A 24,851-nucleotide genomic window follows, 5' to 3' on the forward strand; every position below is an offset into this window, starting at 1 on the left:
CGCCCCGGCCCGTCACCACCGGCCGGCCCCGTCACCGCGGGCTATCAGCGAGGCGAGCGCGGCCCGCGACGGCACGCCCGTCTTCCGGTAGACCCTGGCGACGTGGCTCTCCACGGTGCGCGTGCTGAGGCAGAGCCTGCTGGCCACCGCCTGGTTGCTGAGGCCCTCCGCGATCAGCTCGGAGATCTGGCGTTCCCGCGGGGTCAACCCGGCCAACCGACCGGCCGGGCCCGGTGGGACGCCGTCCACCGCGCCCCGCACCTCCACGCCCGTGCGGTCCGCCAGGGCCACCAGTAACCGGGCACCGCCGTCCACCGCCAGCCGCCGCCCCCGCCGCCACATGGACGCCGCCCGTGAGCCGTCACCCGCGGCCAGCACCTGGGGAGCGCCGAGCAGGAGGCTCTGCGCCTCACGCAGCGTCGCCCGGGACCTGGCGCACGACTCGGCGGCCTCGGTGAACGCCCGTGCCGCCGCGGCCGGATCGCCGCGGTGCGCCTCGAGCAGCCCGACGCCGCGCAGCGCCGCCCCCTGTTGCGCCGGCAGACCCAGCCTCCGGGCCTCCTCGACACCGCGGGCGGCCCAGTACTCGGCGTCGGCCGTGTCACCGGTGTCCAACGCGGACTCGACCAGCAGCTCGAAGAGGTTGGGCCGCACCGAGGGCTGCAACCGCGGCAGGTCCCGGCCCCCGCCGACGGCCAACAGGACGTCCCGCACGCGGTGCGGGTCGCCCGCGCCCCGGGCGGCGTACGCCAGCAGGGAGCGGGCCAGCGTCGCCCACCAGCCGTCCACCGCGCCCACGTTCGCCGCCGCCTCCTCGGCGGCGGCGAGCACCTCCGGATCGCCCGGGGCGCGGGCGTGCATCAGCACCAGGGACCTGATCGCCCGGGTGAAGCCCGGCAGCTCGCCGCCGCCCAACGCCCGGGCGACCGCCACCGACTCGTCGGCGAGGCCGAGCGCCGCGGTGACCCGGCCGGTCATCAGGTGGGCGTACGCCGAACACAGCAGCAGGTGCGCGAGCGCGAACGGCCGGCCGGCCCGCCGGGCGACCAGCACGCCCCGCTCGGCGTGCCGCTCCGCGTCGGCGTACCGTTCGAGGAACACCTCGCTCCAGCCCAACCTGACCAGGGACTCGCACTGGGTGATCAGGTCCCCGTCGGTCACCACGTCAACGAGCGCCGCCGCGGCGTCCACCTGGGTGCCGGCCGTGGCCACCCGACCCTCGTACGCCTCTCCCATGGCGGTCAGCGTCAACAGCTCCGCCTCACCGGCCTCGTCACCGCGGGCACGCGCCTCGGCCAGTGTCCGGGCGAGCTCCTCGCGCACCTCGGGGAAGCGGTTGGCGAACAGGGCGCAGCACCCCCACTCCACGACCAGGCCCGTCCGCTGGACCGGCGAAGGCCCTGGCCGCCGGTCGAGCTCCCTGCGGAGCAGTGCGCTGGCCGCGGGGTAGCGGCCCAGGTGACGTTCGAGGAAGGCGCACAGCACCACGGCTGAGGTGCGCAGGTCGTCATCGACCGCGGGACGGCGCAGGGAGATCAACCGGTGGAGCAGGTCCCGGCTGCGCCGCACCGCCCCGGTCATGCCCAGCACCCGGGCCTGCGTCAGCATCAGGGCGCAGCGGCGGTCCAGGTGCTGGGTGGTGTCGGGCAGGAGTCCCAGGACGATGTCCAGCCAGCGGGCGGCGCGGGTGGGGTCCGACGCCGCGGACCTCTCGGCCGCCTCGACCAGCACGGCCGCCGCGTCCGGGTCCCAGCGGGTCAGCGACTGCTCGATGTGGTGCGCGCGTTCGTCCAGCGGAGCGCCCGTCAGCGCCAGCGCGGCGGCGGCCCTGCGGTGCAGCTCCTGGCGCCGCCAGGGGTCCGTGCTCGCCAGGACCAGCGCGCGCACCAGCGGGTGACGCAGCTCCACGCGGTGCCCGCCAGGGGCTGGGCGGGCCAGGTCGCGGCCGACGACCTGCCGCAACGCCGCGACGAGACGGAAGTCGTCCGCGCCCGTGACGGCGCCGAGCAGGCTGGTGGTGGCGTGCCCGCCGAGCACCGCCACCGCTTCGAGCACGCTGCGCTCCAGTGGTGTCAACGGCGCCAGCTCGTCCAGCAGCAGCGCCGCCCCGGGACCCACGGGCACGCCGCACGGGGGCACCGGCGCACCGGGGGGCGCGCCCGCGCGCAGGGCCTGGAGCAGTATCTGGAAGTACAGCGGGTACCCGCCGCTCGCGGCGTGGATCGCCACGGCGTCCTCGGCTGGCAGGTCAGGGGCGAGGACCTCCAGGCCCTCCCGCCCGTCCAGGGGCCCCAGGGCGATCCGCACCACCGCACCCGCGTCCGCCCCGCGGGCCAGCACGGACTCCACCGCGGGTGGGGACTGGCGTTCCCTCCGGGAGACCACAAGCAGCAGGGGCGCCCGCACCGGGTGCCTGACCAGGTGGTCCAGGAGGTCCAGGGACGCGGTGTCCGCCCAGTGCAGGTCGTCGAGGACCACCGCGAGACCGGGCGGGGTCACCCGGCCCAGCGCTGCCGCCGTGGCCCGGAACAGCCCGAAGTGGTCCAGTGGTGCCGGACCACCCACCCGGCCGGCGGCGCTCACCTCACCGGCGGCGCTCGCTCCACCAGGCTCCCCCCGCACCTCCGCTGGCAGGTCCGCCAGCGCGGGGAACACCCGCAGCGTCCGTTGGTCGAGGTCGGCGAACGCGTCGGTGAACGGCCGGAACGCCCGGGCCCGCGCACGCTCCGTGGCCCGGCCCCGCAGCACGGTCACCCCCCGGCTCCGGGCCCGCGCCGCGAACTCCGTCAGCAGCCGGCTCTTGCCGATGCCGGCGTCCCCGATGACGTCAACGACCGCCGAACCCCCCGCCGCCACCCGCTCCAGCACCGCTTCGAGCCGCCCCAGCTCCGCCGAGCGCCCGGCGAACGGCCCCAGGCCCGCGCCACCCACCGACCCCACGGTGGCCTCCCCCGTCACCGTGAACCCCTCGTCACCGCAACCCACCTGTCACCGCGATCCCCACCAGCACAGCCCGTCACCACCTCGTCCTTACTTTCCGTAGTCATTTGTACCGCGCGGCTCTGACACCCCGTTCCGGTCGAACCCACCCCGGCCCGCCGGGGGTTGTCAGCGGACACCGGGCCGAAGTCCCCGGTGGGCCACACGGCGCGACCCCCCTCGAACGACACGGCGCCCCGCCGCGATGCCGAAGGGACCCCGACGATACCCAGGACGGGTGCCGCGTCAGGACCGTGTCCGTCCGCGGGCCCCGCGGACGGACACCCCGGGCACCCTCCGGGCCCCGCACGTCCCCACACACCGCCGCCCCGCCGCTCCACCGGAAACAATCCCTGGCATGGCACACCCAGCGAACTTCATCGTCGCCGACGAACGCGGTTGGCGCCTGCACCGCACCGCGTCGGGCGCCGGCGAGATCTGTTCCCTGCTCGTCCGGGGGCCCCTGGCCGTCCGACGGGCCGTCGAGTCCCTGCCACGCGCCGAGGACCCGCGGCGCGACTGGTACGGCGACACCCTCGCCGCGGGCGGCGCGCTCCTCGACTTCACACACCGGCGGCTGCTCTTCCACGGTGACGACGCGGGCGTGTACGGCGACGGAGAGGTCCGCGTCCTCCGGGAGCTGCTGCGCCGGATCTGGCGCGACTGGCACTGGCAGGTCCGGTGGGCGTACGACGGCCCCGGGGACCTGGTCGCCGCCGTGGGCCTGGACCGGGCCGTGGTGCGCGCCCGGGTCGCCCACCCGGCACCGGACCGCACCGAGTCCGATCTGTCCCGTCCGGTCCACCTGCTGACGGTGCGGCACGCGGACGGGGTGCTGCACGCCTGGCCGCTGGGACGGGACGAGCACTCCGGGTGGCAGGGTCCCGTGCTCCTGGACCGGCTTCCCGCCGGAGGGGCGGAGCGCCTGGACCTCGGGGCCGTTCCCGCCAGCGGCACCCACGTCGACGTCGGCGAGCGCACCGTCGGCGTGTGGACGGGTTCGACCTGCCCGGGGTTGCTGCCGGCGCTCGCCGGGCTGTGGCCCGGCTGGCGCACGGAGTTCTGGGGCGACCGCCACGAACAGCAACTCCTGACGTGTGAGGAGGCGGTGACGGCGCCTCCGTTCGACGCCGGAGCCGGGCTCGACGGCGTCCTCGCCCACCTGCCGGCCGGACGGGGGACCCCCCTGCGCGCGGGGATCAGCAGGGCCCTGGGGGACGACGTCGAGCACGGCTACCGCGCCAGGGACACCGCCCGGCTGCGGGCCGGTGACCCGCCCTCCGAGGACGACGACTGGTACTGGGCCGGGCGGGCCGCCGGCGGGCTGCTGCGGGACCTGCGCCGGAGGCGCGCCGAGCCGGACGCACCGCCGTGGATGCGGCCCGCGCCGCCCCTCGCCGACTTCCTCCGCGCCCGCCTCGACGAGCTCGAGGAGGCGGCCGAGGGGACGGCCCGGCTCGAAGGCAACCTGCGCGCCTGGGAGTACTGGTTCAGGACCGCTGCCTTCCAGTCCCCCTCGCCGGGCTACCAGGAGCAGGTCGCACACTGGCCGCACTGGGACGTCAGGGACCCCCGTGACGGGTACCGTCCGCACGGACCGGTGCCCCCTCCCCCTGCCGGTGCCACGTTCCCGCCGCCCGGCCCGACCGCCCCGCCCGACCCCCTGGTCACCGTGGGGCGCTTCCACCTGGCCCCTCCCGACTTCATGGGCGAGCCCCCCGGGCCGATGCGGCGCGACGCCCGCCTCGCCGGGACCCACCTCAGCCACCACTCCCCGGCCCGCGCGCGGGCGGACCTCGACGCCCGACGACGCGTGCTCGACCGCTACACCCGCGCGGCGTCCGACGTGGAACGGCTACGCGCGCAGGGCGCCCCGCAGGCGGCCCTCACCGCGGCCCGCCTGCGCTGCCACACCCTCTTCCTCGCCCTCCGCGACCTGGCCGCGGCCTTCGCCCACCACCCCGACCACAACCCGGAGTGGAACCTTCCCGCCGGCACCCCGTACCGGGCCTGATCCGGACCGTGGCGGCCCCGCGCTCCGCCGGGACCCCTCCCCGCGGGCCCTCCCTACCATCCCGCCCATGACCACCCACCGCCAGGACCTCCCACGCCAGCGCCGTCCGCGGCTCGTCCTCGGAGGCGCCGCGCTGCTCGTACCGGTCGCCGTGACGGTGTTCCAGGCGCCACCGGCCACCTCCGGGTCCGTCACCGCGTCCGCCGCGCGGCGACTGGTCATCACCGAGGGAGGCACCCCGGGGAACCCCGTCGTGCACGACGGCCACGGGCGGGCCGTCGACGGCATCACCGTGGAGGCCGACCACGTGGTGGTCGAGAACTACACGGTGGACACGCCACGGGCTCCGGGCATCGAGGTCACCGGCCACGACATCACGGTCCGGAACAACACCGTCGTCCGCCCGCACGGCGGTGACGGCGACGGCCTGCGCTTCTTCGGCGACGACCTGAGGATTCTGGGGAACACCATCCGCGGCACCTCCAACCGCCACGGGCACGCCGACTGCATGCAGACCTTCGCCAGTGACACCCCGCCAAGTCGCCGGGTGCTGATCGAGGGCAACCGCTGCGAGGACATCGACAACATGTGCCTGATGGCCGAGGGCCCGAACGACGGCGAGGGCGACGGTCACGGCGTCACCTCGGACCTCACGTTCAGGGACAACCACTGCGAGACGTTGGAGGCGTCGCAGGCCCTGATGTTCGAGGACGTCAGGGACGCCACCATCACCGGCAACACCTTCGCCGCGGCCCCCGACCACGCGATCGGACTCGCCAGGGGCTCCACCGGTGCCCACGTCAGCGGCAACGACGTCAGCCCCGACATCCGTTACGAGGTCGGCATCGACGAGTCCTCGCTGCCCGGCTACCGGGGGCCGGAGCCGGGCGGCCCGCCCTGACCGGCAGCCAGCCCCACGGTGACCCGAGCGGGCCGCCCCGATCCCGTCGCCGGGCGTCCGCCCGGGTCCGCTGGGCCATGTCCGGTGCCGCGCCCGCGTGTTGCGTTTTCGCAGCGGGGGGAACCGCGGCCGAACGATGATCGTCCAGGCCGGGTGAACGAGCGCAGCTACCCGGCAAGGAGAACACACATGACCTGGCGGAACGACAGTTCGTCCGCACCGCGGCGCAGGGGCGGGACCAGTGGGGACCGCGGGTCCGTGGAAGGGCTGAAGACGCTGTTGTCCGCCCTGGTCATCCTCGGGATCGTGGGCGCCGTCGCCTGGTCCTGGTGGGGCCGCGACGACGACTCGTCGGACACCAAGGCGAGCAAGGGCTCGCAGGAGTGGACGGTCGGCGGCTGCGGCGGCCCGGACCCGGACAACGGCCCCGACGGCTACCAGGTGCTCGACTGCAAGGACAGCGCGGCCACGATGAAGGTCCTCAAGTTGGAGGACGCGGGGGTCCTCCCCGGGTCCGTGCAGTGCCCGGGCGGCACCGACCTGATCGTCCAGGTGTCGATGTCGTTCGGTGCCGGCGACGCCGGTGGCGGGCTGCCCACGAAGACCGTCTGTGGCCGCAACCTGTCCGCTGACCACCCGGGTGACCCCGGACAGGGGGGAGGGCAGTTGGTGAAGGGGGACTGTGTGAACTCCACCGCAGCCGAGATCGCCTGCGGCTCGGGCGACGAGGAATCGATCAAGGTCCTCGACCTGGTCTCGGCCCAGGAGGAATGCCCCGCGGGAACCACCCAGCCCCTTGAGCTGATCGTCCAGGTCGGCAGGCCCTATTCCTGGATCTGCGGCGGAGCGGCGTAGGACACGCCCGCCCGGCCCGAGCGTGCGGGTCCCCGCGCGGTGTTCCCGGTGGCCCCCGGGCAGCGGCTGGCCACGCCGCTGCCCGGGGCGGGTCGGAGCCGGATCAGGCGGGGGAGACGGCCATCACCACGGCCTTGGGCTCGGTGAAGAACTCGCGGCTGAAGTTGCCCCCCTCACGACCCACGCCGGAGTCCCCGACGCCACCGAACGGGGCGCGCAGGTCGCGGACGAAGAAGCAGTTGGCCCACACCGTGCCGGCCCTGAGCGCCGCGGAGACGCGGTGGGCGCGGGAGAGGTTCTCGGTGAAGACCATGGCGTTCAGTCCGTACGGCGTGTCGTTGGCGGCGGCGACCGCCTCGGCCTCGGTGTCGAACGGGGTGACGGTGACCACCGGGCCGAAGACCTCCTCGCGGCGGACCCGGGCGGTGGGCGGCGCGCCGGTGATGACGGTGGGGCGCACCACCCAGCCGTCGCCGGTGCCGCCGGTGACCACGGTGCCGCCGTCGGCCTCCGCGCCGTCGAGGTAGGAGCGGACCTTCTGGTAGTGCTCGTGCGAGGCGAGCGGACCGAGCTGGGTGACCGGGTCCTTGGGGTCGCCGATGGTCAGGGCGTCGGCCGCGGCGGTGAACCGGGCCAGGAACTCGTCGTGGACCTCGCGCTGCACGAACAGCCGGCTGCCGGCGAGGCACACCTGCCCGGCGTTGTGGAAGATCGCGCGGATCGACCAGGCGACGGCGGAGTCCAGGTCCGCGTCGGCGAAGACCAGGTTGGCGCCCTTGCCGCCCAGTTCGAGGCTGACCGGGGTCAGGTTGGCGGCTGCCGCCCTGGCGATGGCGCGGCCGGTGCCGGACTCCCCGGTGAAGGTGATGCGGTCCACCCGGGGGTCGGTGGTCAGTGCCTCACCGGCCGACCCGGGACCGTACCCGTGCACCACGTTGAGCACCCCGGGCGGCATCCCGGCCTCGAGGGCGAGCCTGGCCAGGATGGCGGCCGACGCCGGGGTGTCCTCCGCCGGCTTGAGCACCACGGTGTTCCCCCAGGCGAGGGCCGGCGCCACCTTCCACGTCTCCAGCATCAGCGGGAAGTTCCACGGGGCGATGGCGGCGACCACCCCGGCCGCCTCGAACCGGGTGTAGGCGTGGTGGCCGCTGTCCATCGGCAGGGCGTCCCCGGCCGCGAGCCGGGCGTGGTCGGCGAAGAAACGGAAGTTGAGCGCCGAGCGCGGAACGTCCTTGCTGGTGCTGTCGGCGATCGGCTTGCCCATGTCGGTGGTGTCCGCGAGCGCCAACTCGTCCCGGTGGGCCTCCATCAGGTCGGCGAGCCGGTGCAGCACCGCCCCGCGTTCGGCGAAGCCCATCCGCGGCCACGGGCCCTCGTCGAAGGCGCGGCGGGCCGCGGCCACCGCGGCGCCGGCCTCCTCGGCGCCGCCGAGGGCCACCTCGGCCCACGGCTCCCTGGTCCAGGGATCGGTGGTGGCGAACCGGGCGCCGTCGCCGGACTCCGTCTCCTTACCGTCAATGAGGTGCGGTATGAGGTCCATGGTGCTCTCTTCTCTCCTCGATGGTCATGTCCCCGGCGGCCCAGTGCGTGGCGGGCACCTCGCGGAGGATGACGCGGATGCTCGACCGCGGTGCGCCCAGCGCGGTCTCGGCGGCCTCGGTGAGCCCGGTGATCAGCGCACGGAGCTGTTCGGGTGCGCGTCCCTCGACCAGGGACACCTCAATCAGAGGCATCGGCGTTCCTCTCCTCGGCGGTCAGGTGGTGTGGTGGTCGGCTGGTCGGGCGGCCGGGCGCTGGCGGACCGTCCGGGCCGCGCGGCCCGCGAGCACGTCCACCGCGGCGTCACCCGGCACCACCTCGGCGAACACGGTGCCCATCAGCCGCAGGCTGTTGCGGTGGAGGTCCTCCACGTACCCGGCGACGGCGTCCGCGGCGACCACCGCCCGCAGGTCGCGGAAGAACGCGTCCCGGACGGTGGACTCCACGCAGAAGTCCGTGCGTACCCCCGCGACCACGAGCGTCCCCACGCCCAACTCACCCAGCAGCGCCGCCAGGTCGGTGCGGTGGAAGGCGCTGAACCTGGGCTTGGTGACCCGGTGGTCCTCCGGCCTGCGGTCCAGGCCGGCGAGCGGCTGGGCGCCCCAGGTCCCGCGCCGCAGTCCGCGGGTGCGCAGGAACGGGCTGCGCTCGGCGAGCAGCCCGACGCTGGCGTCGTCCGGCCACTCCATGTCCACCCAGATGACCGGCCTGTGGTGGGCGCGGGCCGCCGCGACCAGGGCGTTGATCCGGTCCACCAGTGCGTCCGGGTCGGCGACCCGCAGCCCGGCGGCGGCGAACACGCCGTCCGGGTGGCAGTAGTCGTTCTGCACGTCGATGACGAGCAGGGCGGTGTCGTTCGTGGTCATCCGGCCTCCCGGCGCGCGACGGTCAGTGAGAGGTGGGCGGCCAGGGCCCGGTTCAGCCGCTCGGCGTCGCCGGCGGCGATCGCCTCGACCAACTCGCGGTGGACCGCGGGTCCCTCGGGGTCGTTGCGGGCCGGGTCGTCGGCGGTGACGCCCCGGAGCCTGCTCTCCACGTACTCCAACAGGGAGACGTAGGTGTGCCTGAGGATCTGGTTGGGGGTGATCTCCGCGATCCGCCGGTGCAGCGCCCAGTTCGCCGCCAGGTAGTCCGCGGTGGACTGCCCGCGGGGGGCCATGGCCGCGGCGAGGCCGCGCAGTTCGGCGACGTCGGCATCGGTGCGGTGACGCATCGCCTCCTGGGCGACCAGCGGTTCCAGGGTGTCCCGGACGACGAGGCAGTCGGAGACGGACACCGAGTCGCCGCTGAGTTCCAGCATCTTGCGGCCCAGTCGGACCAGTGCGGGCGGCGAGGCGACGAAGACGCCGCCCTTCACGCCCGGCCGGACGGAGATGGTGCCGCGGGACACCAGGAGCCTGACCGACTCGTTGAACGTGGCCGCCGCCACGTCGAACTCCCGCCGCAGGCTCTCCTTGGTGCCCAGGCGGTGGCCGCTGCGCAGGGCCTGCTCGGAGATCCGTGCCTCGATGCGCTTGGCCACCGCCTCGGCCCGCGACGACCGCCGCAGCTCGTCCGTCGCTCCTTCGGTGCTCATGTCTGCTGCCCTTCGCCGTGATGGGGTGGGACCGCGAGAGTAGCGACCGGGTCACGGCCGCTGGCGTCCGACGGCGCGGTGGCGCCCGGCCCGGACCCTCCGGGGTCCCCCGACGCCAACACCAGCCCCGGAAGGAGCACTTGGGCGTTGCCGCCGAGGATCGCGGCCTCCTCGTCCTCGCCCAGGCCGATGCCGCGGACGGTCCGCAGCGGATCGCTGTCCACCAGGTCGAAGGGGGCGTCGGTGCCCAGCAGCACGTTGGCCGCGGTCACGTCCTCGACCAGCCGGCCGAGGACCTTGCTGTCGAACACCGCGGTGTCGTAGCGCAGGCGACGCAGGTAGTCGGTCGGTGCGTTCGCCACCACGCGGGTCACCGGCTTGCGGTGCCAGCCCAGGTCGAGCCTGGCGCCCACGGCGGGCGCGCAGCCCCCGCCGTGGGCCAGGCACAGCACCAGGTCGTGCCGGTCGAGCACCCCGCCGAAGATCAGCCGGGAGGTGGCGAGCGCCGTCTCCACCGGGTAGCCGAGGAGCTGGACCAGGTGGTAGTCGGCGAGCCGGTCCCGGGAGGAGACCCGGCTGGGGTGGAGCAGGGTGAAGCACCGGCGTTCGGCCAGCGCCGCCCACAGTTCCTCGTTGACCGGGTGGTCAAGCTCGCGCCGCCCTCCGAAGGAGCCCATGGTGGCGCCGACCATGCCGAGCTGGTCCAGGCAGCGGGCCAGTTCCTCGACCGCGCCGGGCACGCCGACGGGGACGGTGGCGAGACCGGAGAGTCGGCCGCCCGAGGCGGCGGTGAACTCGGCGACGGCGTCGTTGGAACGGCGGGTGACGTCCAGCACCAGCCGCTCGTCAGCCGACTCGGACGCGAAGACGAACGGTGGGGCCGCCACCACCTGGTGGTCGACGCCGGAACGCCGCAACTGCTCCAGCCGCCGCGCCAGGTCGTACTGCTCCGGCGCGAGCGGCACCGGCGCGCCCGGCGGCAACCCGCACAGCTCCGGATCGAGGGTGAGCACGTTGCGGCCGGCCCCGGACAGGTCGGCGCGGCCCTCCCGTTCGAGCTGCCGGAGGAAGGGCATCGGCATGGCGTGGGTGTGGATGTCGATCACCGGTGCGGGTGGCACCGGGGTGTCGTCCGTCAACTGCTCACTCACCGCGCTCCGCCATGTAGCTCTCGTACTGGTCGCCCAGCAGCGACCTGATCAGCTCGGTCGCGGCCTGCGAGGTCCCTGCCTTCTCCCCCGTGCCGTGGATCAGGCGGGCGAGCTGGGAGAGCAGGTAGGGATGGAGGCCGAGTTCGTGGAGGCGGCGGAAGTCCCGCTCCCTGATCGCGGTCCGCTCCTCGTCGCTGAGCGGGTAGTCGGCCAGCACCTGGGCCTCGTCGGCCTCGAAACGGGCCCGTAGGTCGCGGTCCCACTTCAGGTCCTGCACCAGGTCGTTGGTCCGCAGCAGTGGGTTGAAACGGTCGAGCGCCATGGGGTTCGTCCTTCCGTGTGGTTGAGAGCGGGCGCCGGTGGACTGGGTCAGGAGAGGTCCCACTGGACGGCGCCGACGCCGCAGCGCCACTGGTCCACCGCGGAGTAGCCGAGCGAGGTGCAGGGGCGCGGACCGATCGCACCCATCACGACCACCCAGGACAGCAACTCGGCGGTGCCGCCGGAGCCGGCCTCCTCCATCCGCTCGAAGGTCGCCTCGGCCAGGACGCGCTCGTGGTCGCCGGCCACCAGCAGGTCGAGCCACCACCGGTCGAACTCCTCGTCGATCTCCAGGTAGCGGGGGCCCCCGGGCTCGTGGCTGAGCCCGCCGGAGCCGAGCAGTCCCACCCGGAGGCCGTCGGGCAGGGCGGTGCGGATCGCGGTGCCCAGGGCCTGGCCGAAGGCGTAGCAGGCGCGCTCGTCGGGGACCGGGGGAACCGTGCAGTTCTGGAGCACCGGCACCACGGCCACCCCGGTTCCGGGCAGGTCAGCCATCGCGCTGGGGACCGAGAGGTTGTCGTCGAACCGCAGGTTTTCCCGCACGGCACGGACGGTGCGGCCGCTGTCCCGCACCTGGTCGTGGAGGGTCGCGGCGACGTCGGGGGCGCCCGGCAGGGCGTAGTCGGCGACGCGCAGCCACGGCTTGAACCACTCGTCGGGCCCGGTGTGCCGCTCGGCGAGACCGAAGGTGAAGTCGGCGTAGTCGTTCACCCTGGCGTTGGCCACGTGGTCGTTGCCGATGACCAGGAGCACGTCCGTGCGCGAGTCGAGCACGGCCTGGTGGATCGCGTCGTAGGCCCGTCTGACGATGCGCCGGTCCTCGTCGGGGGCCTTGTCGAACCACCCGGTGAGGCCGGGCGTGTGGCTCGCGGCCAGGGCCAGGCTGATCTCTGCCATGTCTCCTCCGCTACCTTCCGCTGAACGATGTGATGGATGTGGTTGATGGCGTCAGCCGCGCTCGAGCCGCTCGACGATGGCCGCCGCGGCCTGTTCCGCCGACAGCAGGTGGGACCGGTGCCCCTCGGCCGCTCCGGCCGCCGCCGGGTCACCGAAGTAGCCGAGCGGGGTGGTGCGCCGCGCGTCGTCGTGCCCCCGGCGCCAGACGGCCAGTTCCTCCGGCCCGAGGTCGGTGGGCGGCAGCGTGGCGCGCACCTCGTCCCGGACGAGGTCGGGGTGGCAGTGCAGCATCATCGACGTCTCCCAGCGCCCGGCGTGCACGTCGAGACCGCCGCCGGGGGCGTCGCCGTCCGGGGCCGCCGCGGTGGAGGACGAGAACGCCGCACCGCCGTCCACCGGGCCGGTGGCGTGCAGCGTCAGGCAGGGGTCGTCGGGGGACAGGCCGAGGCGCCCGGCCAGCTCCGGTTCCATCACGAAGCTCGCGTCGATCCCGGTCCGTTCGCGGGCGGCCCGCACCCCGGCGTGCACGGTCCGGTTGTGCAGGGCGTCGCCGTGGCCGCTGAAGCAGAAGACGTGCCGGAACCCGTCGCGCGCCATGCCGGCCATCAGGTCGGCGACGACCTCGGTCATCAGCTCGGGGCGGATGCTGTAGGAGGCGGGGAAGCTGCCGGAGACCACGTTGATGCCCCAGTAGTACGGCGGCACGATCAGCGCCCGGACCCCACGCTCCGCCAACAGCCCGCGCACCTCCCGCAGCCTGGCGCTGGGCAGGTAGACGTCGGTGCCGGTGGGCAGGTGCGGCCCGTGCTGTTCGATCACGCCGAACGCCCACAGCAGGACCGCGCCGTCCAGGGCCGCCCGCTCCACCTCGTACCAGGTCAGCTCCGCGATGGTGTCGTGGAAGACGTCGGCGCGGGCGCCGGTCCCGGTCGTCGGGTCGGCGCCGGCCGTACCCGCGCTCACGCCGACGCTCCCGCCGCGGGTGCGGTGTGGAACGTCTTGGCCCGCTGCACCTGCTCGTAGACGTGGGCGCGCAACTCGGCGAAGCGGGGCAGCGCACGGGTGCTCAACTGTTCGCGTTCCGCGGGCAGGTCCACGGCGACGTCTTCCATGACCACTGTTGGTGACCCGGAGAGCACCAGCACCCGCTGCCCCAGGTACACCGCCTCGTCGATGTCGTGGGTGACGAACAGCACCGTCATCCCCAGGTTCCGCCACAGCGAGCGGGTGAGGTCCTCCAGTTCGGCCCTGGTCTGGGCGTCCACGGCGGCGAAGGGCTCGTCCATCAGCAGCACGTCGGGCTCGTAGGCGATGGCCCGGGCGATCGCCACCCGCTGCTGCATGCCGCCGGAGAGCTGCCAGGGGTAGGCGTGCGGCACGTCCCTGAGCCCCACGGATTCCAGCGCCTCGGCGACCAGCGCGGCACGGCGCGGCTTGGGTGTCCGTTTCTGCTTCAGCGGGAGTGCGATGTTGTCCGCGACCGTCATCCACGGGAAGAGGCTGCGGCCGTACTCCTGGAACACCACGGCCATGCCCGGCGGCGGCCCCTGCACCCGTGCCCCGCCGAGCCGCACCTCGCCCCCGGTGGGGGGCAGCAGACCGGCGATGCACTTGAGCAACGTCGTCTTGCCGGCGCCCGACGGGCCGACGATGCAGGCCAGCTCGCCCGTTCCGACGGAGAACGTCAGGTCCCGCACCGCCTCGACGGTCCGGCCCGAGCCGTAGTAGGTCTTCTGGACGCCCCGGACGTCGAGCAGGCCCGAGTCGGCGCGCACCGCGGATTTCACGTCCGTGCTGGTCATTTCTCTCCCTTTTGCGATTGGCGGAGCCCGCGGTGCCAGTGCAGGACCCGGGACTCCAGGAGGCCGAAGAGCAGCGAGAGGGCGAAACCCAGCAGACCGAGCAGGAGGATGCCGCTCCACATCTCCGGGATGGCGAAGCTCCGTTGGAACTGGACGATGGCGAACCCGAGCCCGCTGGAGCTGGCGAACATCTCACTGATCACCATGAGGATGATCGAGATGGACAGCGCCTGGCGCATGCCGGCCACGATCTGTGGGCTGGCCGCCGGCAGCACCAGCCGGCGCAGCCGGGCGGCGCCGGTGATCCCGTAGCAGCGCGCGGTGTCCGCCAGCACGTCGTCGATGGCGCGGACGCCCTCCACGGTGTTAAGCATCACCGGCCAGACGGAGCCGACGATGATGACGGTGATCTTCATGCTGTCCCCGATGCCGCTGAACAGCATCAGCACGGGGATCAGCACCGGCGGCGGAATGGCCCGGAAGAACTCCAACACGGGTTCGAGCAGGGCCCGCAGTTGGCGGTGCGAACCGAGCAACACGCCGAGCGTCACCCCGAGCACCACCGCACCGAGGTAGCCGACGGCCAGCCGCCAGAGGCTGGGCAGCACGTCGTCCACGATCCGGGAGGAGAACCAGGTCTCCCCGAAGGCGGAAAGGATCTCGTTGAGCGTGGGGTAGTAGAAGCTGTCGCTGCGCGCGGCGAAGAACCACCACAGCGCGAGCAGCGCCGCGGGCAGTCCGAAGAGGTGGAGGAACGCCCTGGCTCCTGCCTTCAGCACGTTCACGTCACGGCCTCCGTCCGCACCGAGGTGTGCCAGGCGAGCACCCGCCGTTCCAGGGCACGGGCGGCCACGTTGACGCAGACCCCCAGCGCACCGGTCACGATCACCAACGCGTACATCTCCTCCACCGCGTTGCTCGACTGGGCCAGCGCGATCTCCTTCCCAATGCCCGGGCTACCGATGATCAACTGCGAGCTGATCGCCAGGATCAGCGCCACCGAGGCCGACAGCCGCACCCCGGTCATCAGGTACGGCAGGGCGGTCGGCCAGGTCACGTGCCTCAGCCGCGCCCACCGGGTGAACCGGTAACTCGCCGCGGTGTCCCTGGCCACCGGGTCCACGTCCCGCACCCCGGCCAGCATCTGGAGCAGCACCGGCCACACCGCCGCGTACACCACGAGCAGCAGCGTGGACTCAAGACCGGTGCCGTAGACCAGGACCGCGAGCGGAACCAGCGCCACCGAGGGGATCGGCCGCAGGAACTCGATGGTCGACGCGGTGGCCCGGCGCAGCACCTCCACACTGCCGATCAGCAGGCCGAGCCCGGTGCCGACGCCGACGGCGATGGCCAGGCCGTAGCCCCAGCCCTCGGCGGTGTCCAGGAGCGCCTGCCAGAAGGACTCCTCGCCGGCCACACCGACCAGGGCGTCCGCGATCTCGCTGAACGGCGGCAGGTAGTCCGCGGAGACCACGCCGGTCCTCGGCAACACCTCCAACACCCCGGCCAGCAGCACCAGCCCGAGCAGGCCGAGCAGCGGTTCGGGAAGGGCGCCCGTCCGGGTGCGGGACCGGGGGTGGGGGGCCGGGGGCGGGCCGGCACGGCGCGGTTGAAGTGTCACGTCATCTCCGACTTGTCGAGGCTCGGAACGGTGGGTCGGGGTGCGGGGTGGACGGCGACCCGCTGGGCCGCGGCAGGGAGTGGGGAGCGGTCGTGCGGGCCCCGGCCGGCGGCCCGCCGGGCGCGGACACCCGCCGGCCGGGCCCGGAGCGTCACTGGTCGAGCAGGGCGTCCAGGGGCTTGAGGTCGTCGATCAGACCGGCGTCCACGGTCAACTTCGCGAGGTTCTCGATCTCGTCGCGGGAGGTGGTCGGGTCCCAGCCGGGCAGGGTGACCGCCGCGCTGACGCCCTCGTCGAGCTTGAGGTAGCTGTCGAGCGTGGCCCGGGCCTCGTCGGGGTGCTCCTCGGCGTACCGCAGCGACTTCTCCAGGGCGGTGGTGAACCGCTTGACCACCTCGGGGTTGTCGGCCGCGTACCGCTCAGCGACGAACCAGCCGGCGAACGGCATCTGCTTGCCCATGGCCGCGTAGCTGACCGGCACCGGGTGCGCGCCCTGCTTCTCGGCGACCGTGACGAACGGCTCGCCCATCATGGCGGCGTCGACGTCACCGGACTTCAGGGCGGCCGGCATGTTCGGGATCGGCACCTCGACCAGGGACACGTCGTCGCCCGGGACACCGCTCTTCTCGAGGCTGGTGCGGACGGCGACCTCGTTGATGCCCTTCAGGGTGTTGACGGCGATCTTCTTGCCGGCCAGGTCGGCCACGGTGTTGATGGAGGACGAACTGGTCATCAACTGACCCGAGCCGTCGTCGAGTTCGTCGTCGGAGGCCCGGGCGCCGACCGACACCATCTTCACCGGCACGCCCTTGCTCTTGGCGACCAGCAGACTGACGATGTTGCTGTACCCGAACTGGTAGTCCCCGCTCACCACGGCCGGCACGATCGCGGCGCCGCCCTGGGACTCCTGGAGCTTGACGTTCAGGTTCTGCTCGGCGAAGAAGCCCTTCTTCACGCCGAGCTTGATCGGGGCTATGTCGATGATCGGGATCACGCCGAGGGTGATGTCGGCCTTCCCCGAGCCGGACTTCCCACCGCCGCCGGAGTCCGACCCGCAGGCCGAAACGGCGGTGAGGGCGATGGCGGCTGCTGCTGCTGCGGCGGCGAGTCTGTGACGACGGTGGAAAACAGGCATGCCGGGGCTCCAATGCGAAGGAGGGTGAGGGGAGGCGGTGTGGGGGTGACCGACGGCGTGGGCCTGGGCGGGAACAGGGTGGCTGCCGCCGGGTCCCCGGGGACGCGCGCGGGAGTCCGTGAGGGGAACGCCGGGAGCGGTGGCCGGCGGGACGAACGGGTCGGTCAGGACGACGGGAAGACGTGGCGGGCACGAACGGGCCGCCGGCGGAACGGTTGGGGCGACGGTGCGGAGACGGACCCACGAGGAGCGGCGGGGGGGGAGCCGCGGGGGCGGTGACCGGTCAGCGGTCGCCGGGAGTCGAGGGCTCTCAGCCCACCGCGGTGGTCAGGGACAGGCTGCCCAGGGTGTCGAAGTCAACGGTGATCGTGCGGCCCGGCTCGGCGAGGACCGCGTCGGTGAGACCGCCGGTCAGCACGGTCCACCCCGCCTCGATCGCCAGGCCGCGCCGGGCCAGGTCGTTGGCGGCCAGCGCCAGGGCCGCCGCCGGGTGACCCAGGACCGCCGTGCCGGTGGCCTGGTCGACGGGGTCGCCGTCGATGCCCAGCCGGCACCCCTCGGCGGCCAGGTCCAGGCCGTGGGGCGGTACGGCGGTCGAGGAGACCACGAACCGGCAGGAGGAGGCGTTGTCCGCCACCACGTCCCCCAGCGCGAAGCTGAAGTCCCGGTAGCGACTGTCGATCACCTCGAACCCGGCGTGCACGGAGGCGACCGCGGCCAGCGCCCGCTCCGGCGTCACGTCCGGGCCGGCCAGACGCTCGCCCATGGTGAAGGCGATCTCCGGCTCCACCCGGGGGTGGATGGTCTCGGCGAGCGGGACGGGCGCCCCTTCGGGCAGCACCATGGCGTCCGTGAGCCAGCCGGTCAACGGCGAGTCCACACCCATCCGTCGCTGCTTGGCCCGCGAGGTGAGGCCGAGTTTGACCCCGACCACCCGCTCGCCCGCGTCCACCTTGCGCGCCAGCAGCGCGTCCTGCACCCGGTACGCCGTCCCGAGGTCCAGCGCCGGCCACTGGTCGGTGATCCGACCGCCGTCCTGACGTTCCCGCTCCCTGCGGAGCAGTTCGTCAACGGCCGTGTCGATCGTCCACTCAGCCATGCGGTTCTTTCCTTCCGGCTTGCTGCGGCGACTGGCCGCGTCGATGGGTCCACCGGCCCCCTGAACGGCGGGACCCCGAGGTCGGCGTGGTCCGGGGCTCACTGACGAGCCGGGGACCTCACCCTCGTAAGGCCGGAAGGGGACGGATTGACGCGGCCGGAGCCGCCGCCTGCGACGACGTGAACACCCGCGCCTCCAGGTCGAACGGTGCGCCAGTCGTTGCAGTATGGAACATGAAAATAGTGCAATCAATAGATTGATAGCGATGAGTTTGGCGAACCCCGCGCCGCCCACCGGCGAGGGCGCGCCGCGGAGGTTCACTGCCCGGGGGCGTCCGCGGTCCCGACGGTCGCCGCCGCGACACGGGACCGGTCTCCCTGTTCCACCAGGTCCAGCGCGACGTCCATGATCATGTCTTCCTGGCCGCCGACCATGCCGCGCCGCCCCACCTCGACCAGGATGCTGCGGGTGTCCAGTCCCACCTGGCGGGCGGCGGCCTCGGCGTGGCGCAGGAAGCTGGAGTAGACCCCGGCGTAGCCCAGCGTCAGCGTCTCCCGGTCCACCCTGACCTCGCGGTCCTGCAGGGGGCGCACCAGGTCGTCGGCGGCGTCCATCAGCGGGAACAGGTCGCAGCCGTGCTGCCAGCCCATCAGGTCGGCCACGGCGATGAACGCCTCCAGCGGGCAGTTGCCCGCCCCCGCCCCCTGACCGGCGAGTGAGGCGTCCACCCGGGTGACCCCGTTCTCCACGGCCACCACGGTGTTGGCCACACCGAGCGCCAGGTTGTGGTGCGCGTGGATGCCGAGTTCCGTGGAGGGTGCCAGGACGTCGCGGTAGGCCCGCAGGCGGTCGCGCACCCCGTCCATGGTCAGGCGGCCCCCGGAGTCGGTGACGTACACGCAGGTGGCCCCGTACGACTCCATCAGCTTGGCCTGCCGGGCGAGTTCCTCCGGGGCGGCCATGTGCGACATCATCAGGAACCCCGCGACGTCCATGCCCAGGTCCCGTGCCGCGGCGATGTGCTGGGCGGCGATGTCGGCCTCGGTGCAGTGGGTGGCCACCCGGACCGAGCGGATGCCCAGGGAGTGCGCCCGCCTCAGGTCGTGCAGGGTACCGATGCCGGGCAGCAGCAGCGTGGTCGGGACCGCCCGGCGGGTGACGTCCGCGACGGCCTCGATCCACTCCCAGTCGGTGTGGGCGCCCACGCCGTAGGTGATGCTGGACCCGGCCAGGCCGTCGCCGTGGGCGATCTCGATAGCGGACACCCCGGCCGCGTCGAGCGCGGCGGCGATGGCCCGGGCCTGGTCCACGGTGTAACGGTGTCTGACGGCGTGCATGCCGTCCCGCAGCGTCACGTCCTGGACGTACAGCGCGGGAGCGTTGCTTGACCCGGTCATCGGACGGCCACCTTCCCGGAGCGGTGCGCGGCGATGCGCTCGGCGGTGCGCAGCGCGGCCGAGGTCATGATGTCGAGGTTCCCCGCGTAGCTGGGGAGGTAGTGGGCGGCGCCGGCGACCTCGAGGAACACGGACACCTTCAGGGCGGGACCGCCCGTGGCGCCGGCAGGTAGCAGCCGCCGCAGCGGATCGTCGTCAGGAACCGGGGTGAACTGCACCCGTTGTTTGAGGCGGTAACCGGGGACGTAGCCGGAGACGTGGTCCACCATGGCCTCGACCGAGGCGCGCACGGCCTCCCGGTCGCAGTCGGAGACCAGGCAGTAGACGGTGTCACGCATGATCAACGGAGGTTCCGCGGGGTTGAGCACGATGATGGCCTTGCCCCGCGCGGCGCCGCCGACCCGTTCCAGCGCGGACGCGGTGGTCTCCGTGAACTCGTCGATGTTGGCGCGGGTACCGGGGCCGGCCGAGCGGGAGGCGATGGACGCCACGATCTCCGCGTAGTGCACCGGCGTGACGGCTGAGACCGCGGCGACCACCGGGATGGTGGCCTGACCGCCGCAGGTCACCATGTTCACGTTCGGGGCGTCCAGGTGCGCGTCGCCGTTGACCGGGGGCACCACGTAGGGGCCCAACGCGGCCGGGGTGAGGTCGACGAGGACCCGTCCCCGCGGGCGCAGCACCTCCTCGTGGCGCTGGTGGGCGCCGGCGGAGGTGGCGTCGAAGACGATCTCCACCTCGGCGAACTCGTCCATCGCGACCAGGCCGTCCACACCGGCGTGGGTCGTGGCGATCCCCAGGCGGCGGGCCCTGGCCAGCCCGTCGGAGTCCGGGTCGATCCCGGCCATCGCGACGACCCGGAGGCCCTCCGAGAGCCGCAGCACCTTGATCATGAGGTCGGTGCCGATGTTGCCCGAGCCGATGACCGCGACCGCGGTCCGTCCGCTGGGTCCTGTGGCGTTCATCGCCGGCCTCCCTGGTCCTGGTCGTCGGTGGCGTGCGGGGCGAAGCCGACCCGCACGGAGCCGAGCCCGTCGATGTGGGCCTCGAACGCGTCCCCGGGTGAGGCCGCGGCCATCGGCCCCAGCGCGCCGGTCAGCACGACGTCCCCGGCGCGCAGCGGGTCCCCCACGGCGGCCAGGGTGGAGGCCAGCCAGACGGCCGCGTTCAGCGGACTGCCCAGGCAGTCCCGGCCGGACCCCCGCGAGACCAGGTCGCCGTTCCGGTCCAGGGTCATCCGGACGTCGCGCAGGTCGATCGAGGTGAGGGGCACGGGTGTGCCGCCGAGGACGAACAGGCCCGACGAGGCGTTGTCGGCCACCGTGTCCACCAGGCTGATGTCCCAGTCGGCGATCCGGCTGTCAACGACCTCCAGTGCGGGCAGCGCGAACTCCACCGCCCTGAGCACGTCCGCCGCGGTGGTCCCCCGGTGCGGCAGGTCCGCCCCCAGGACCAGGGCGACCTCGGCCTCGACCTTCGGCTGGAGGAGCCGTCCGCCGGGGACCACCCCGCCGTCGAGCACGGCCATGTCGGAGAGCAGGGCCCCGTAGTCGGGCTGGTCCACCCCGAGCTGCCGCTGCACGGCCGGAGAGGTCAGGCCGATCTTGCGGCCCACCACCCGGTGCCCCCGGGCCACCCGCCGCTGGACGTTGACCCGTTGCACGGCGTAGGCCGCCGCGACGTCCGCGGGCGCGAACCGGTCACGGACAGGGGAGCAGGGAACGCCGGTCTCGGCTGCCCGGGCGAGGGCCTCGGCCGCCGCCCGGACCGGGTCGGTCGGTTCCGTGGCGGTCATGGGGACCGCCGGTGGGTCGGGAGGGGGCGGATGCGGGACGTGGACACGCGGGACCTCCGGGAGCTGGGTGTGGGGGTGGGCGCGTCCGACCGGTGGGAGCGCGCCGGGTCCTTCGGGTATAGACGCCGCGCTGCGCCTGGGCCAAACTTCGTTCCATGACACGGAACAGCTCCACCGGCAACATGCTAGACAAATCGGTATCACTGCTGGAGTGTTTCCGTGATCCCGGCCAGTCGTACCGCCTAGCGGACCTCACCGCGCACACCGGGCTGTCCAAGACCACGGTGCACCGGCTGGCCGCCGACCTGGTGCGGCTCGGACTGCTCGACCGGCACGGGGACACCTACCAGCTCGGCGGGAAGCTCTTCGAACTCGGCATGCTGGTGCCGCGGCGCCTGGACCTGCGGGAGACGGCCCTGCCGTTCCTCCAGGACCTGTTCGAAGCCACCAGGGAGACCGTCCACCTGGGAATCAGGGAGGGCCACGAGGTGGTGTACGTGGAGCGGATACACGGCCACGACGCACTGGTCCTGCCCTCCCGCGTCGGCGGCCGTCTGCCGCTGAGCTGCACCGGGGTGGGCAAGGCGCTGTTGGCGTTCGCCGGCCAGGACCTCGTCGAAGGGGTGCTCGCCGCCCCGCTCCCGCGGCTGACCCCGTACTCGCTGACCGACCCCGCCCGGCTGCGCACCGCCGTCGAACAGGCCCAGGTCGCCGGCCTCGCCTACGAGGAACAGGAGGCGGTCCTCGGCGTGAGCTGCATCGCGGCGCCCGTGTTCGCCGGGGGTGCGGCGGTGGCCGCGCTGTCCGTCGCCGTCCCCGTCAGCCGCTACCAGCCGGGGCGCCTCGCCCCGGCCGTGCGCACCGCGGCGCTCGGTCTGTCCCGGGCCCTGCGCGGGGCGGCCTGACGCCGGGGAGGGGTTCCGGCCGGTGGCGCCGGGCGCCACCTCGAGGCCGTCCGCGGACGGGGGTAAGGACCGTGGATGTCGGCCGAACCCGACAAACCCTGCCTACTCGCCTTTACACCTCGGCTGGGGCTGACGAACGATCGGGTGGACGCTACCGGCTGCACCCACCGTGAACTCCAGCGATGACCCGTGGCCGCCTACCGCAAGGGAACCGGGAATGAGCCGCTTCGAGCCTATCTGGGACAGTTTCTGGACCGATCTCCACGAATCCCCGGGGGCATCGCCCTGGGACGTGGACCCGAACTACGTTGCGCACGCTCACCTGGATCTGTTCGGCAGTGTCCTCGATCCGTCCCTGCCCGTCATCGACGTCGGCTGTGGGGACGGCGCGCAGACCGCCGCGCTCGCCCGTCACTTCGACCGGGTCATCGGTGTGGACGTCATGGCGGACGCCGTTCCGAGCTGGGACCGCACAGCGATGATGTTCCACGTCTCGAACCGGACGAGGTCGGCCGTCAAGCGCGGGGACGACGCGGCCCCGGTGCCGGGCATGGGGGGAACCGATGCTCGACGTGTTCGGTGACTTCAGCTCGCACGACCCGGCAGCGGCTCTCGCCGAGGCAGCCGGGGGCTGCCCCTTCCAGTGGGAACCGGGGACGCGCGCCCTCTACGCGTTCCGTGGCGCGCGACGTCAGGCAGGTGCTGGCCAGCGACCACTTCTGGAGCGAACGCGCGGCTGACCGCAGGAACGGGGCACTCACCGAGGAGGACCGGGAACGACGTGAGGCACTCAGGGACTTCTACGCCCACTGGCCGGTCTTCTCCGACGGAGACCGTCACCGGCGCCTCCGACGCGCCGCGATACGACTGCTCCGTGACGTGGTCACGCCGGGGCTCCCCAGCTCCTGTGAACGACTCGTCGCTCATCGGCTCAACCAGTCCCGGGCGGGCACGTTCGACGGGATGGAGAGGGTCGCACGTCCGCTGGCACGTGAGGCCGTCGTGGCCCTCACGGGCCGAGCCGGCGCCGACCGGCTGATCGAGCTCGGCGGCGTCGTCATGAACGAACTGGCCACGCCCCGGATCGAGATGGCGCGGATCGACGCCGCACTCGAGGTGATTGACGCGTTGCGCGACTGGCTGCGCACCGCGCCGGCCGGGCCCCCCTCGGCGTTCGTCGCCGGACTCGCCGAGCTGTGGGAGGACGACACGCTCGGACCCGACGTCGCGACGGCCCTGCTCACCCAGATCGTCACCGGTGCCTACGAGCCGACCGTGACGGCCCTGTGCCTCGTGGGGGAGCGGGTGACCGGCGGCGTGCTCGCGGAGTCGCCCCGCCAGACGGTGCTGGAGGAAGTGGTTCGCCTGGCGACCCCGTTCCGGTTCGCGAGCCGCTACGCCCGTCGCCCGGTGACGGTCGGCCCGCACCGGCTCGACGTCGGCGACGGGATCGTCCTGTGTCTCGGCACGGCCAACTTCGACCCCGACCACTACCCGGAACCACTGGAGCTGCGGCGGCGGGGCAGGACACCCCGTTCCTTCAGCTTCGGCGCCGGGGAGCACTACTGCCCCGGTGCTCCGCTCGCCCAGGCGATCACGGGTGTCCTCCTCGACTCACTCACCAGGCTCGGCGTCCACCTCTCCGTCGAGCGGGTGGAGCGCGAGCCGGAGCTCTCCATGTTGCGGTACCGCCGGCTCGACGGCCGCCTGGTGCACCGCGACGTTCCCGCACCGCGAGTGCCGCACCGTGACGTCCGCCCCGGGACAGCCTTTCGCTGCCCGCTGACCACCTCCCTGGGAGCCGCTGTGACCGTGCTGGTAATCGACACCGATCCCGGGCTCGACGACGCCCACGCGCTGGCCATGGCGCTGACGCCCTCCCCCACGCGCCCCCGGCTCCCGGTCGCCGCGGTCTGCACGGTCGCGGGCAACGTGGACATCGACACCGTCACCGCCAACGCCCGCTGGCTGCTCGGTGCGTACGGCGGGGCGGCGGCCGAGACCCCCGTGCACCGGGGCGCGGCCGGACCGATCGCCGGGCCGACCGTGCGCGCCGCCGACATCCACGGCGCCGACGGGCTCGGCGACCTGCCCCGCTGGGCCGTGCCCGACGTACCCGAACGCGCGGCACCGGCGGCCCTCACACTGATCGACGCCGCCCGTCGGCACCCGGGTGGGACCACGGTCGTCGCGCTCGGGCCCCTCACCAACGTCGCCCTTGCCGTCCGACTGGAGCCGCGCCTGCCCGAGCTGCTTGACCGGGTGGTCGTGATGGGCGGCGCCATCCACGGTCGCGGCAACCTCACCCTCAACGCGGAGTTCAACTTCGGCGCCGACCCGGCGGCGGCCGATCTGGTCCTGGCGAGCTTCCCCCGGCTCACCCTCGTCTCCTGGGAGACGACGCTCGCCCACTGCTTCACCCCGGCCGAGTTCGCGGGGTTCTTCGCGGGCGACGGCCGGGCCGCCGGCGTGCTGCGGCGCATCGTCGAGAACCGCTTCGCCACCGATCCCGGCTACGCGGGCCGCCCCGCCTACCTGCGCGCCGACCCGTTGGCCATGGCCGTCGCCCTCGACCCGGGCGTCGTCACCGGGGCCGAGCACCACCGGGTCTGCGTCGGCTACGGTCCCGGCGGCCTCGCCCACGGCCTGACCGCCGTCGACTGGTGCGACACCCGGACCGACCGGCCCCCTGTCGAGATCGTCCTGGAGGTCGACCGGGACCGTCTGCTCGAGCTCCTCACGATCCACTGACGCGGTCCACGGCCGTCCCCCTGCCGCGCTGACGGCGCCTGACGCCCGGCGCTGGGGGAACCCTGGGGTCGGCGTGCCCCGACCGGCGGGATGCCTGGTCGGGGCACGGCCAT

Annotated in this window: 23 protein-coding genes; 6 read left to right on the plus strand and 17 right to left on the minus strand. The window is 73.4% G+C overall.

The annotated features are described in order from the left end of the window. Positions 1-12: 12 nt before the first annotated feature. Positions 13-2,958, minus strand: coding sequence for a helix-turn-helix transcriptional regulator (locus tag A3IG_RS0107745; RefSeq protein ID WP_236719228.1), 2,946 nt, complete (start codon positions 2,956-2,958; stop codon positions 13-15). Positions 2,959-3,337: 379 nt separating this feature from the next. Between A3IG_RS0107745 and A3IG_RS28935 the strand changes: the two genes are divergently transcribed. From A3IG_RS28935 to A3IG_RS0107760, 3 genes are all read left to right on the plus strand, one after another. Beyond that, positions 3,338-4,993, plus strand: coding sequence for a DUF6221 family protein (locus A3IG_RS28935; protein ID WP_018382981.1), 1,656 nt, complete (start codon positions 3,338-3,340; stop codon positions 4,991-4,993). Positions 4,994-5,060: 67 nt separating this feature from the next. Further along, the gene (locus tag A3IG_RS0107755) at positions 5,061-5,894 is read left to right on the plus strand and encodes a right-handed parallel beta-helix repeat-containing protein (RefSeq protein WP_018382982.1); all 834 of its coding nucleotides are present in this window, start codon (positions 5,061-5,063) and stop codon (positions 5,892-5,894) included. Positions 5,895-6,083: 189 nt separating this feature from the next. Further along, positions 6,084-6,749, plus strand: coding sequence for a hypothetical protein (locus tag A3IG_RS0107760; protein ID WP_018382983.1), 666 nt, complete (start codon positions 6,084-6,086; stop codon positions 6,747-6,749). A gap of 103 nt (positions 6,750-6,852) precedes the next feature. Here the strand turns inward: A3IG_RS0107760 and A3IG_RS0107765 are convergent, their stop codons facing one another. The 16 genes from A3IG_RS0107765 to mhpD all read right to left on the minus strand — a co-directional run bounded on the left by A3IG_RS0107765 (position 6,853) and on the right by mhpD (position 21,082). Then, positions 6,853-8,289, minus strand: coding sequence for an aldehyde dehydrogenase (locus A3IG_RS0107765; RefSeq protein ID WP_018382984.1), 1,437 nt, complete (start codon positions 8,287-8,289; stop codon positions 6,853-6,855). Beyond that, entirely contained in the window at positions 8,264-8,482 is a 219-nt protein-coding gene (locus A3IG_RS0107770; RefSeq protein ID WP_018382985.1) for a tautomerase family protein, read from the minus strand. The genes A3IG_RS0107765 and A3IG_RS0107770 overlap by 26 nt, the downstream gene beginning before the upstream one ends. A gap of 21 nt (positions 8,483-8,503) precedes the next feature. After that, positions 8,504-9,154, minus strand: a complete 651-nt coding sequence (locus A3IG_RS0107775) for a cysteine hydrolase family protein (RefSeq protein ID WP_018382986.1) — start codon at positions 9,152-9,154, stop codon at positions 8,504-8,506. Further along, positions 9,151-9,864 carry a FadR/GntR family transcriptional regulator gene (locus tag A3IG_RS0107780; RefSeq protein WP_018382987.1) on the minus strand — a complete coding sequence of 238 codons (714 nt, stop codon included), beginning with the start codon at positions 9,862-9,864 and terminating at the stop codon, positions 9,151-9,153. Before A3IG_RS0107780 ends, A3IG_RS0107775 begins: the two co-directional genes overlap by 4 nt. Next, positions 9,861-11,015, minus strand: a complete 1,155-nt coding sequence (locus A3IG_RS0107785) for an amidohydrolase family protein (RefSeq protein ID WP_018382988.1) — start codon at positions 11,013-11,015, stop codon at positions 9,861-9,863. Before A3IG_RS0107785 ends, A3IG_RS0107780 begins: the two co-directional genes overlap by 4 nt. Continuing rightward, a complete protein-coding gene (locus A3IG_RS0107790; RefSeq protein ID WP_018382989.1) occupies positions 11,008-11,337 on the minus strand; it encodes a hypothetical protein in 330 nt (109 codons plus the stop codon). The genes A3IG_RS0107785 and A3IG_RS0107790 overlap by 8 nt, the downstream gene beginning before the upstream one ends. A 47-nt stretch (positions 11,338-11,384) precedes the next feature. After that, positions 11,385-12,233, minus strand: a complete 849-nt coding sequence (locus A3IG_RS0107795) for a DODA-type extradiol aromatic ring-opening family dioxygenase (protein ID WP_018382990.1) — start codon at positions 12,231-12,233, stop codon at positions 11,385-11,387. Between the two features lie 51 nt (positions 12,234-12,284). Next, positions 12,285-13,196, minus strand: coding sequence for a creatininase family protein (locus A3IG_RS0107800; RefSeq protein ID WP_018382991.1), 912 nt, complete (start codon positions 13,194-13,196; stop codon positions 12,285-12,287). After that, positions 13,193-14,035 (minus strand): ABC transporter ATP-binding protein, encoded by an 843-nt coding sequence (locus A3IG_RS0107805; RefSeq protein WP_018382992.1) that lies wholly within the window; start codon positions 14,033-14,035, stop codon positions 13,193-13,195. Before A3IG_RS0107805 ends, A3IG_RS0107800 begins: the two co-directional genes overlap by 4 nt. Further along, positions 14,032-14,820 (minus strand): ABC transporter permease, encoded by a 789-nt coding sequence (locus A3IG_RS0107810; RefSeq protein ID WP_018382993.1) that lies wholly within the window; start codon positions 14,818-14,820, stop codon positions 14,032-14,034. Before A3IG_RS0107810 ends, A3IG_RS0107805 begins: the two co-directional genes overlap by 4 nt. Further along, positions 14,817-15,656 (minus strand): ABC transporter permease, encoded by an 840-nt coding sequence (locus A3IG_RS0107815; RefSeq protein WP_018382994.1) that lies wholly within the window; start codon positions 15,654-15,656, stop codon positions 14,817-14,819. The genes A3IG_RS0107810 and A3IG_RS0107815 overlap by 4 nt, the downstream gene beginning before the upstream one ends. A 151-nt stretch (positions 15,657-15,807) precedes the next feature. Next, complete coding sequence (locus A3IG_RS0107820; RefSeq protein WP_026220009.1) at positions 15,808-16,791, minus strand: ABC transporter substrate-binding protein; 984 nt, start codon at positions 16,789-16,791, stop codon at positions 15,808-15,810. Between the two features lie 310 nt (positions 16,792-17,101). Then, positions 17,102-17,890 (minus strand): 2-keto-4-pentenoate hydratase, encoded by a 789-nt coding sequence (locus A3IG_RS0107825; RefSeq protein WP_018382996.1) that lies wholly within the window; start codon positions 17,888-17,890, stop codon positions 17,102-17,104. A gap of 317 nt (positions 17,891-18,207) precedes the next feature. Further along, positions 18,208-19,287, minus strand: a complete 1,080-nt coding sequence (gene dmpG / locus A3IG_RS0107830; RefSeq protein ID WP_018382997.1) for a 4-hydroxy-2-oxovalerate aldolase — start codon at positions 19,285-19,287, stop codon at positions 18,208-18,210. After that, positions 19,284-20,252: an acetaldehyde dehydrogenase (acetylating) gene (locus A3IG_RS0107835; RefSeq protein ID WP_018382998.1), complete on the minus strand. Its 969-nt coding sequence runs from the start codon at positions 20,250-20,252 to the stop codon at positions 19,284-19,286. The genes dmpG and A3IG_RS0107835 overlap by 4 nt, the downstream gene beginning before the upstream one ends. Then, positions 20,249-21,082 (minus strand): 2-keto-4-pentenoate hydratase, encoded by an 834-nt coding sequence (gene mhpD / locus A3IG_RS0107840; protein ID WP_018382999.1) that lies wholly within the window; start codon positions 21,080-21,082, stop codon positions 20,249-20,251. Before mhpD ends, A3IG_RS0107835 begins: the two co-directional genes overlap by 4 nt. Before the next feature lie 155 nt (positions 21,083-21,237). On the opposite strand from mhpD, the gene A3IG_RS0107845 reads away from it, so the two are divergent. From A3IG_RS0107845 to A3IG_RS33265, 3 genes are all read left to right on the plus strand, one after another. Continuing rightward, on the plus strand, positions 21,238-21,987 hold the full coding sequence (locus tag A3IG_RS0107845; RefSeq protein WP_407701017.1) for an IclR family transcriptional regulator: 750 nt from the start codon (positions 21,238-21,240) through the stop codon (positions 21,985-21,987). Positions 21,988-22,204: 217 nt separating this feature from the next. Then, on the plus strand, positions 22,205-22,570 hold the full coding sequence (locus A3IG_RS28940; RefSeq protein ID WP_018383001.1) for a class I SAM-dependent methyltransferase: 366 nt from the start codon (positions 22,205-22,207) through the stop codon (positions 22,568-22,570). 95 nt (positions 22,571-22,665) lie between these two features. Then, positions 22,666-24,738 (plus strand): cytochrome P450, encoded by a 2,073-nt coding sequence (locus A3IG_RS33265; protein WP_018383002.1) that lies wholly within the window; start codon positions 22,666-22,668, stop codon positions 24,736-24,738. Positions 24,739-24,851: the final 113 nt, after the last annotated feature.

It is taken from the genome of Wenjunlia vitaminophila DSM 41686, assembly GCF_000380165.1.
GTDB classification, from domain to species: domain Bacteria; phylum Actinomycetota; class Actinomycetes; order Streptomycetales; family Streptomycetaceae; genus Wenjunlia; species Wenjunlia vitaminophila.

Coding starts and splice junctions, on each gene's coding strand:
- A3IG_RS28935 (WP_018382981.1), top strand. CDS start 3,338: ATGGCACACCCAGCGAACTTCATCGTCGCCGACGAACGCGGTTGGCGC.
- A3IG_RS0107755 (WP_018382982.1), top strand. CDS start 5,061: ATGACCACCCACCGCCAGGACCTCCCACGCCAGCGCCGTCCGCGGCTC.
- A3IG_RS0107760 (WP_018382983.1), top strand. CDS start 6,084: ATGACCTGGCGGAACGACAGTTCGTCCGCACCGCGGCGCAGGGGCGGG.
- A3IG_RS0107765 (WP_018382984.1), bottom strand. CDS start 8,289: ATGGACCTCATACCGCACCTCATTGACGGTAAGGAGACGGAGTCCGGC.
- A3IG_RS0107770 (WP_018382985.1), bottom strand. CDS start 8,482: ATGCCTCTGATTGAGGTGTCCCTGGTCGAGGGACGCGCACCCGAACAG.
- A3IG_RS0107775 (WP_018382986.1), bottom strand. CDS start 9,154: ATGACCACGAACGACACCGCCCTGCTCGTCATCGACGTGCAGAACGAC.
- A3IG_RS0107780 (WP_018382987.1), bottom strand. CDS start 9,864: ATGAGCACCGAAGGAGCGACGGACGAGCTGCGGCGGTCGTCGCGGGCC.
- A3IG_RS0107790 (WP_018382989.1), bottom strand. CDS start 11,337: ATGGCGCTCGACCGTTTCAACCCACTGCTGCGGACCAACGACCTGGTG.
- A3IG_RS0107795 (WP_018382990.1), bottom strand. CDS start 12,233: ATGGCAGAGATCAGCCTGGCCCTGGCCGCGAGCCACACGCCCGGCCTC.
- A3IG_RS0107805 (WP_018382992.1), bottom strand. CDS start 14,035: ATGACCAGCACGGACGTGAAATCCGCGGTGCGCGCCGACTCGGGCCTG.
- A3IG_RS0107820 (WP_026220009.1), bottom strand. CDS start 16,791: ATGCCTGTTTTCCACCGTCGTCACAGACTCGCCGCCGCAGCAGCAGCA.
- A3IG_RS0107825 (WP_018382996.1), bottom strand. CDS start 17,890: ATGGCTGAGTGGACGATCGACACGGCCGTTGACGAACTGCTCCGCAGG.
- dmpG (WP_018382997.1), bottom strand. CDS start 19,287: ATGACCGGGTCAAGCAACGCTCCCGCGCTGTACGTCCAGGACGTGACG.
- A3IG_RS0107835 (WP_018382998.1), bottom strand. CDS start 20,252: ATGAACGCCACAGGACCCAGCGGACGGACCGCGGTCGCGGTCATCGGC.
- mhpD (WP_018382999.1), bottom strand. CDS start 21,082: ATGACCGCCACGGAACCGACCGACCCGGTCCGGGCGGCGGCCGAGGCC.
- A3IG_RS0107845 (WP_407701017.1), top strand. CDS start 21,238: ATGACACGGAACAGCTCCACCGGCAACATGCTAGACAAATCGGTATCA.
- A3IG_RS28940 (WP_018383001.1), top strand. CDS start 22,205: ATGAGCCGCTTCGAGCCTATCTGGGACAGTTTCTGGACCGATCTCCAC.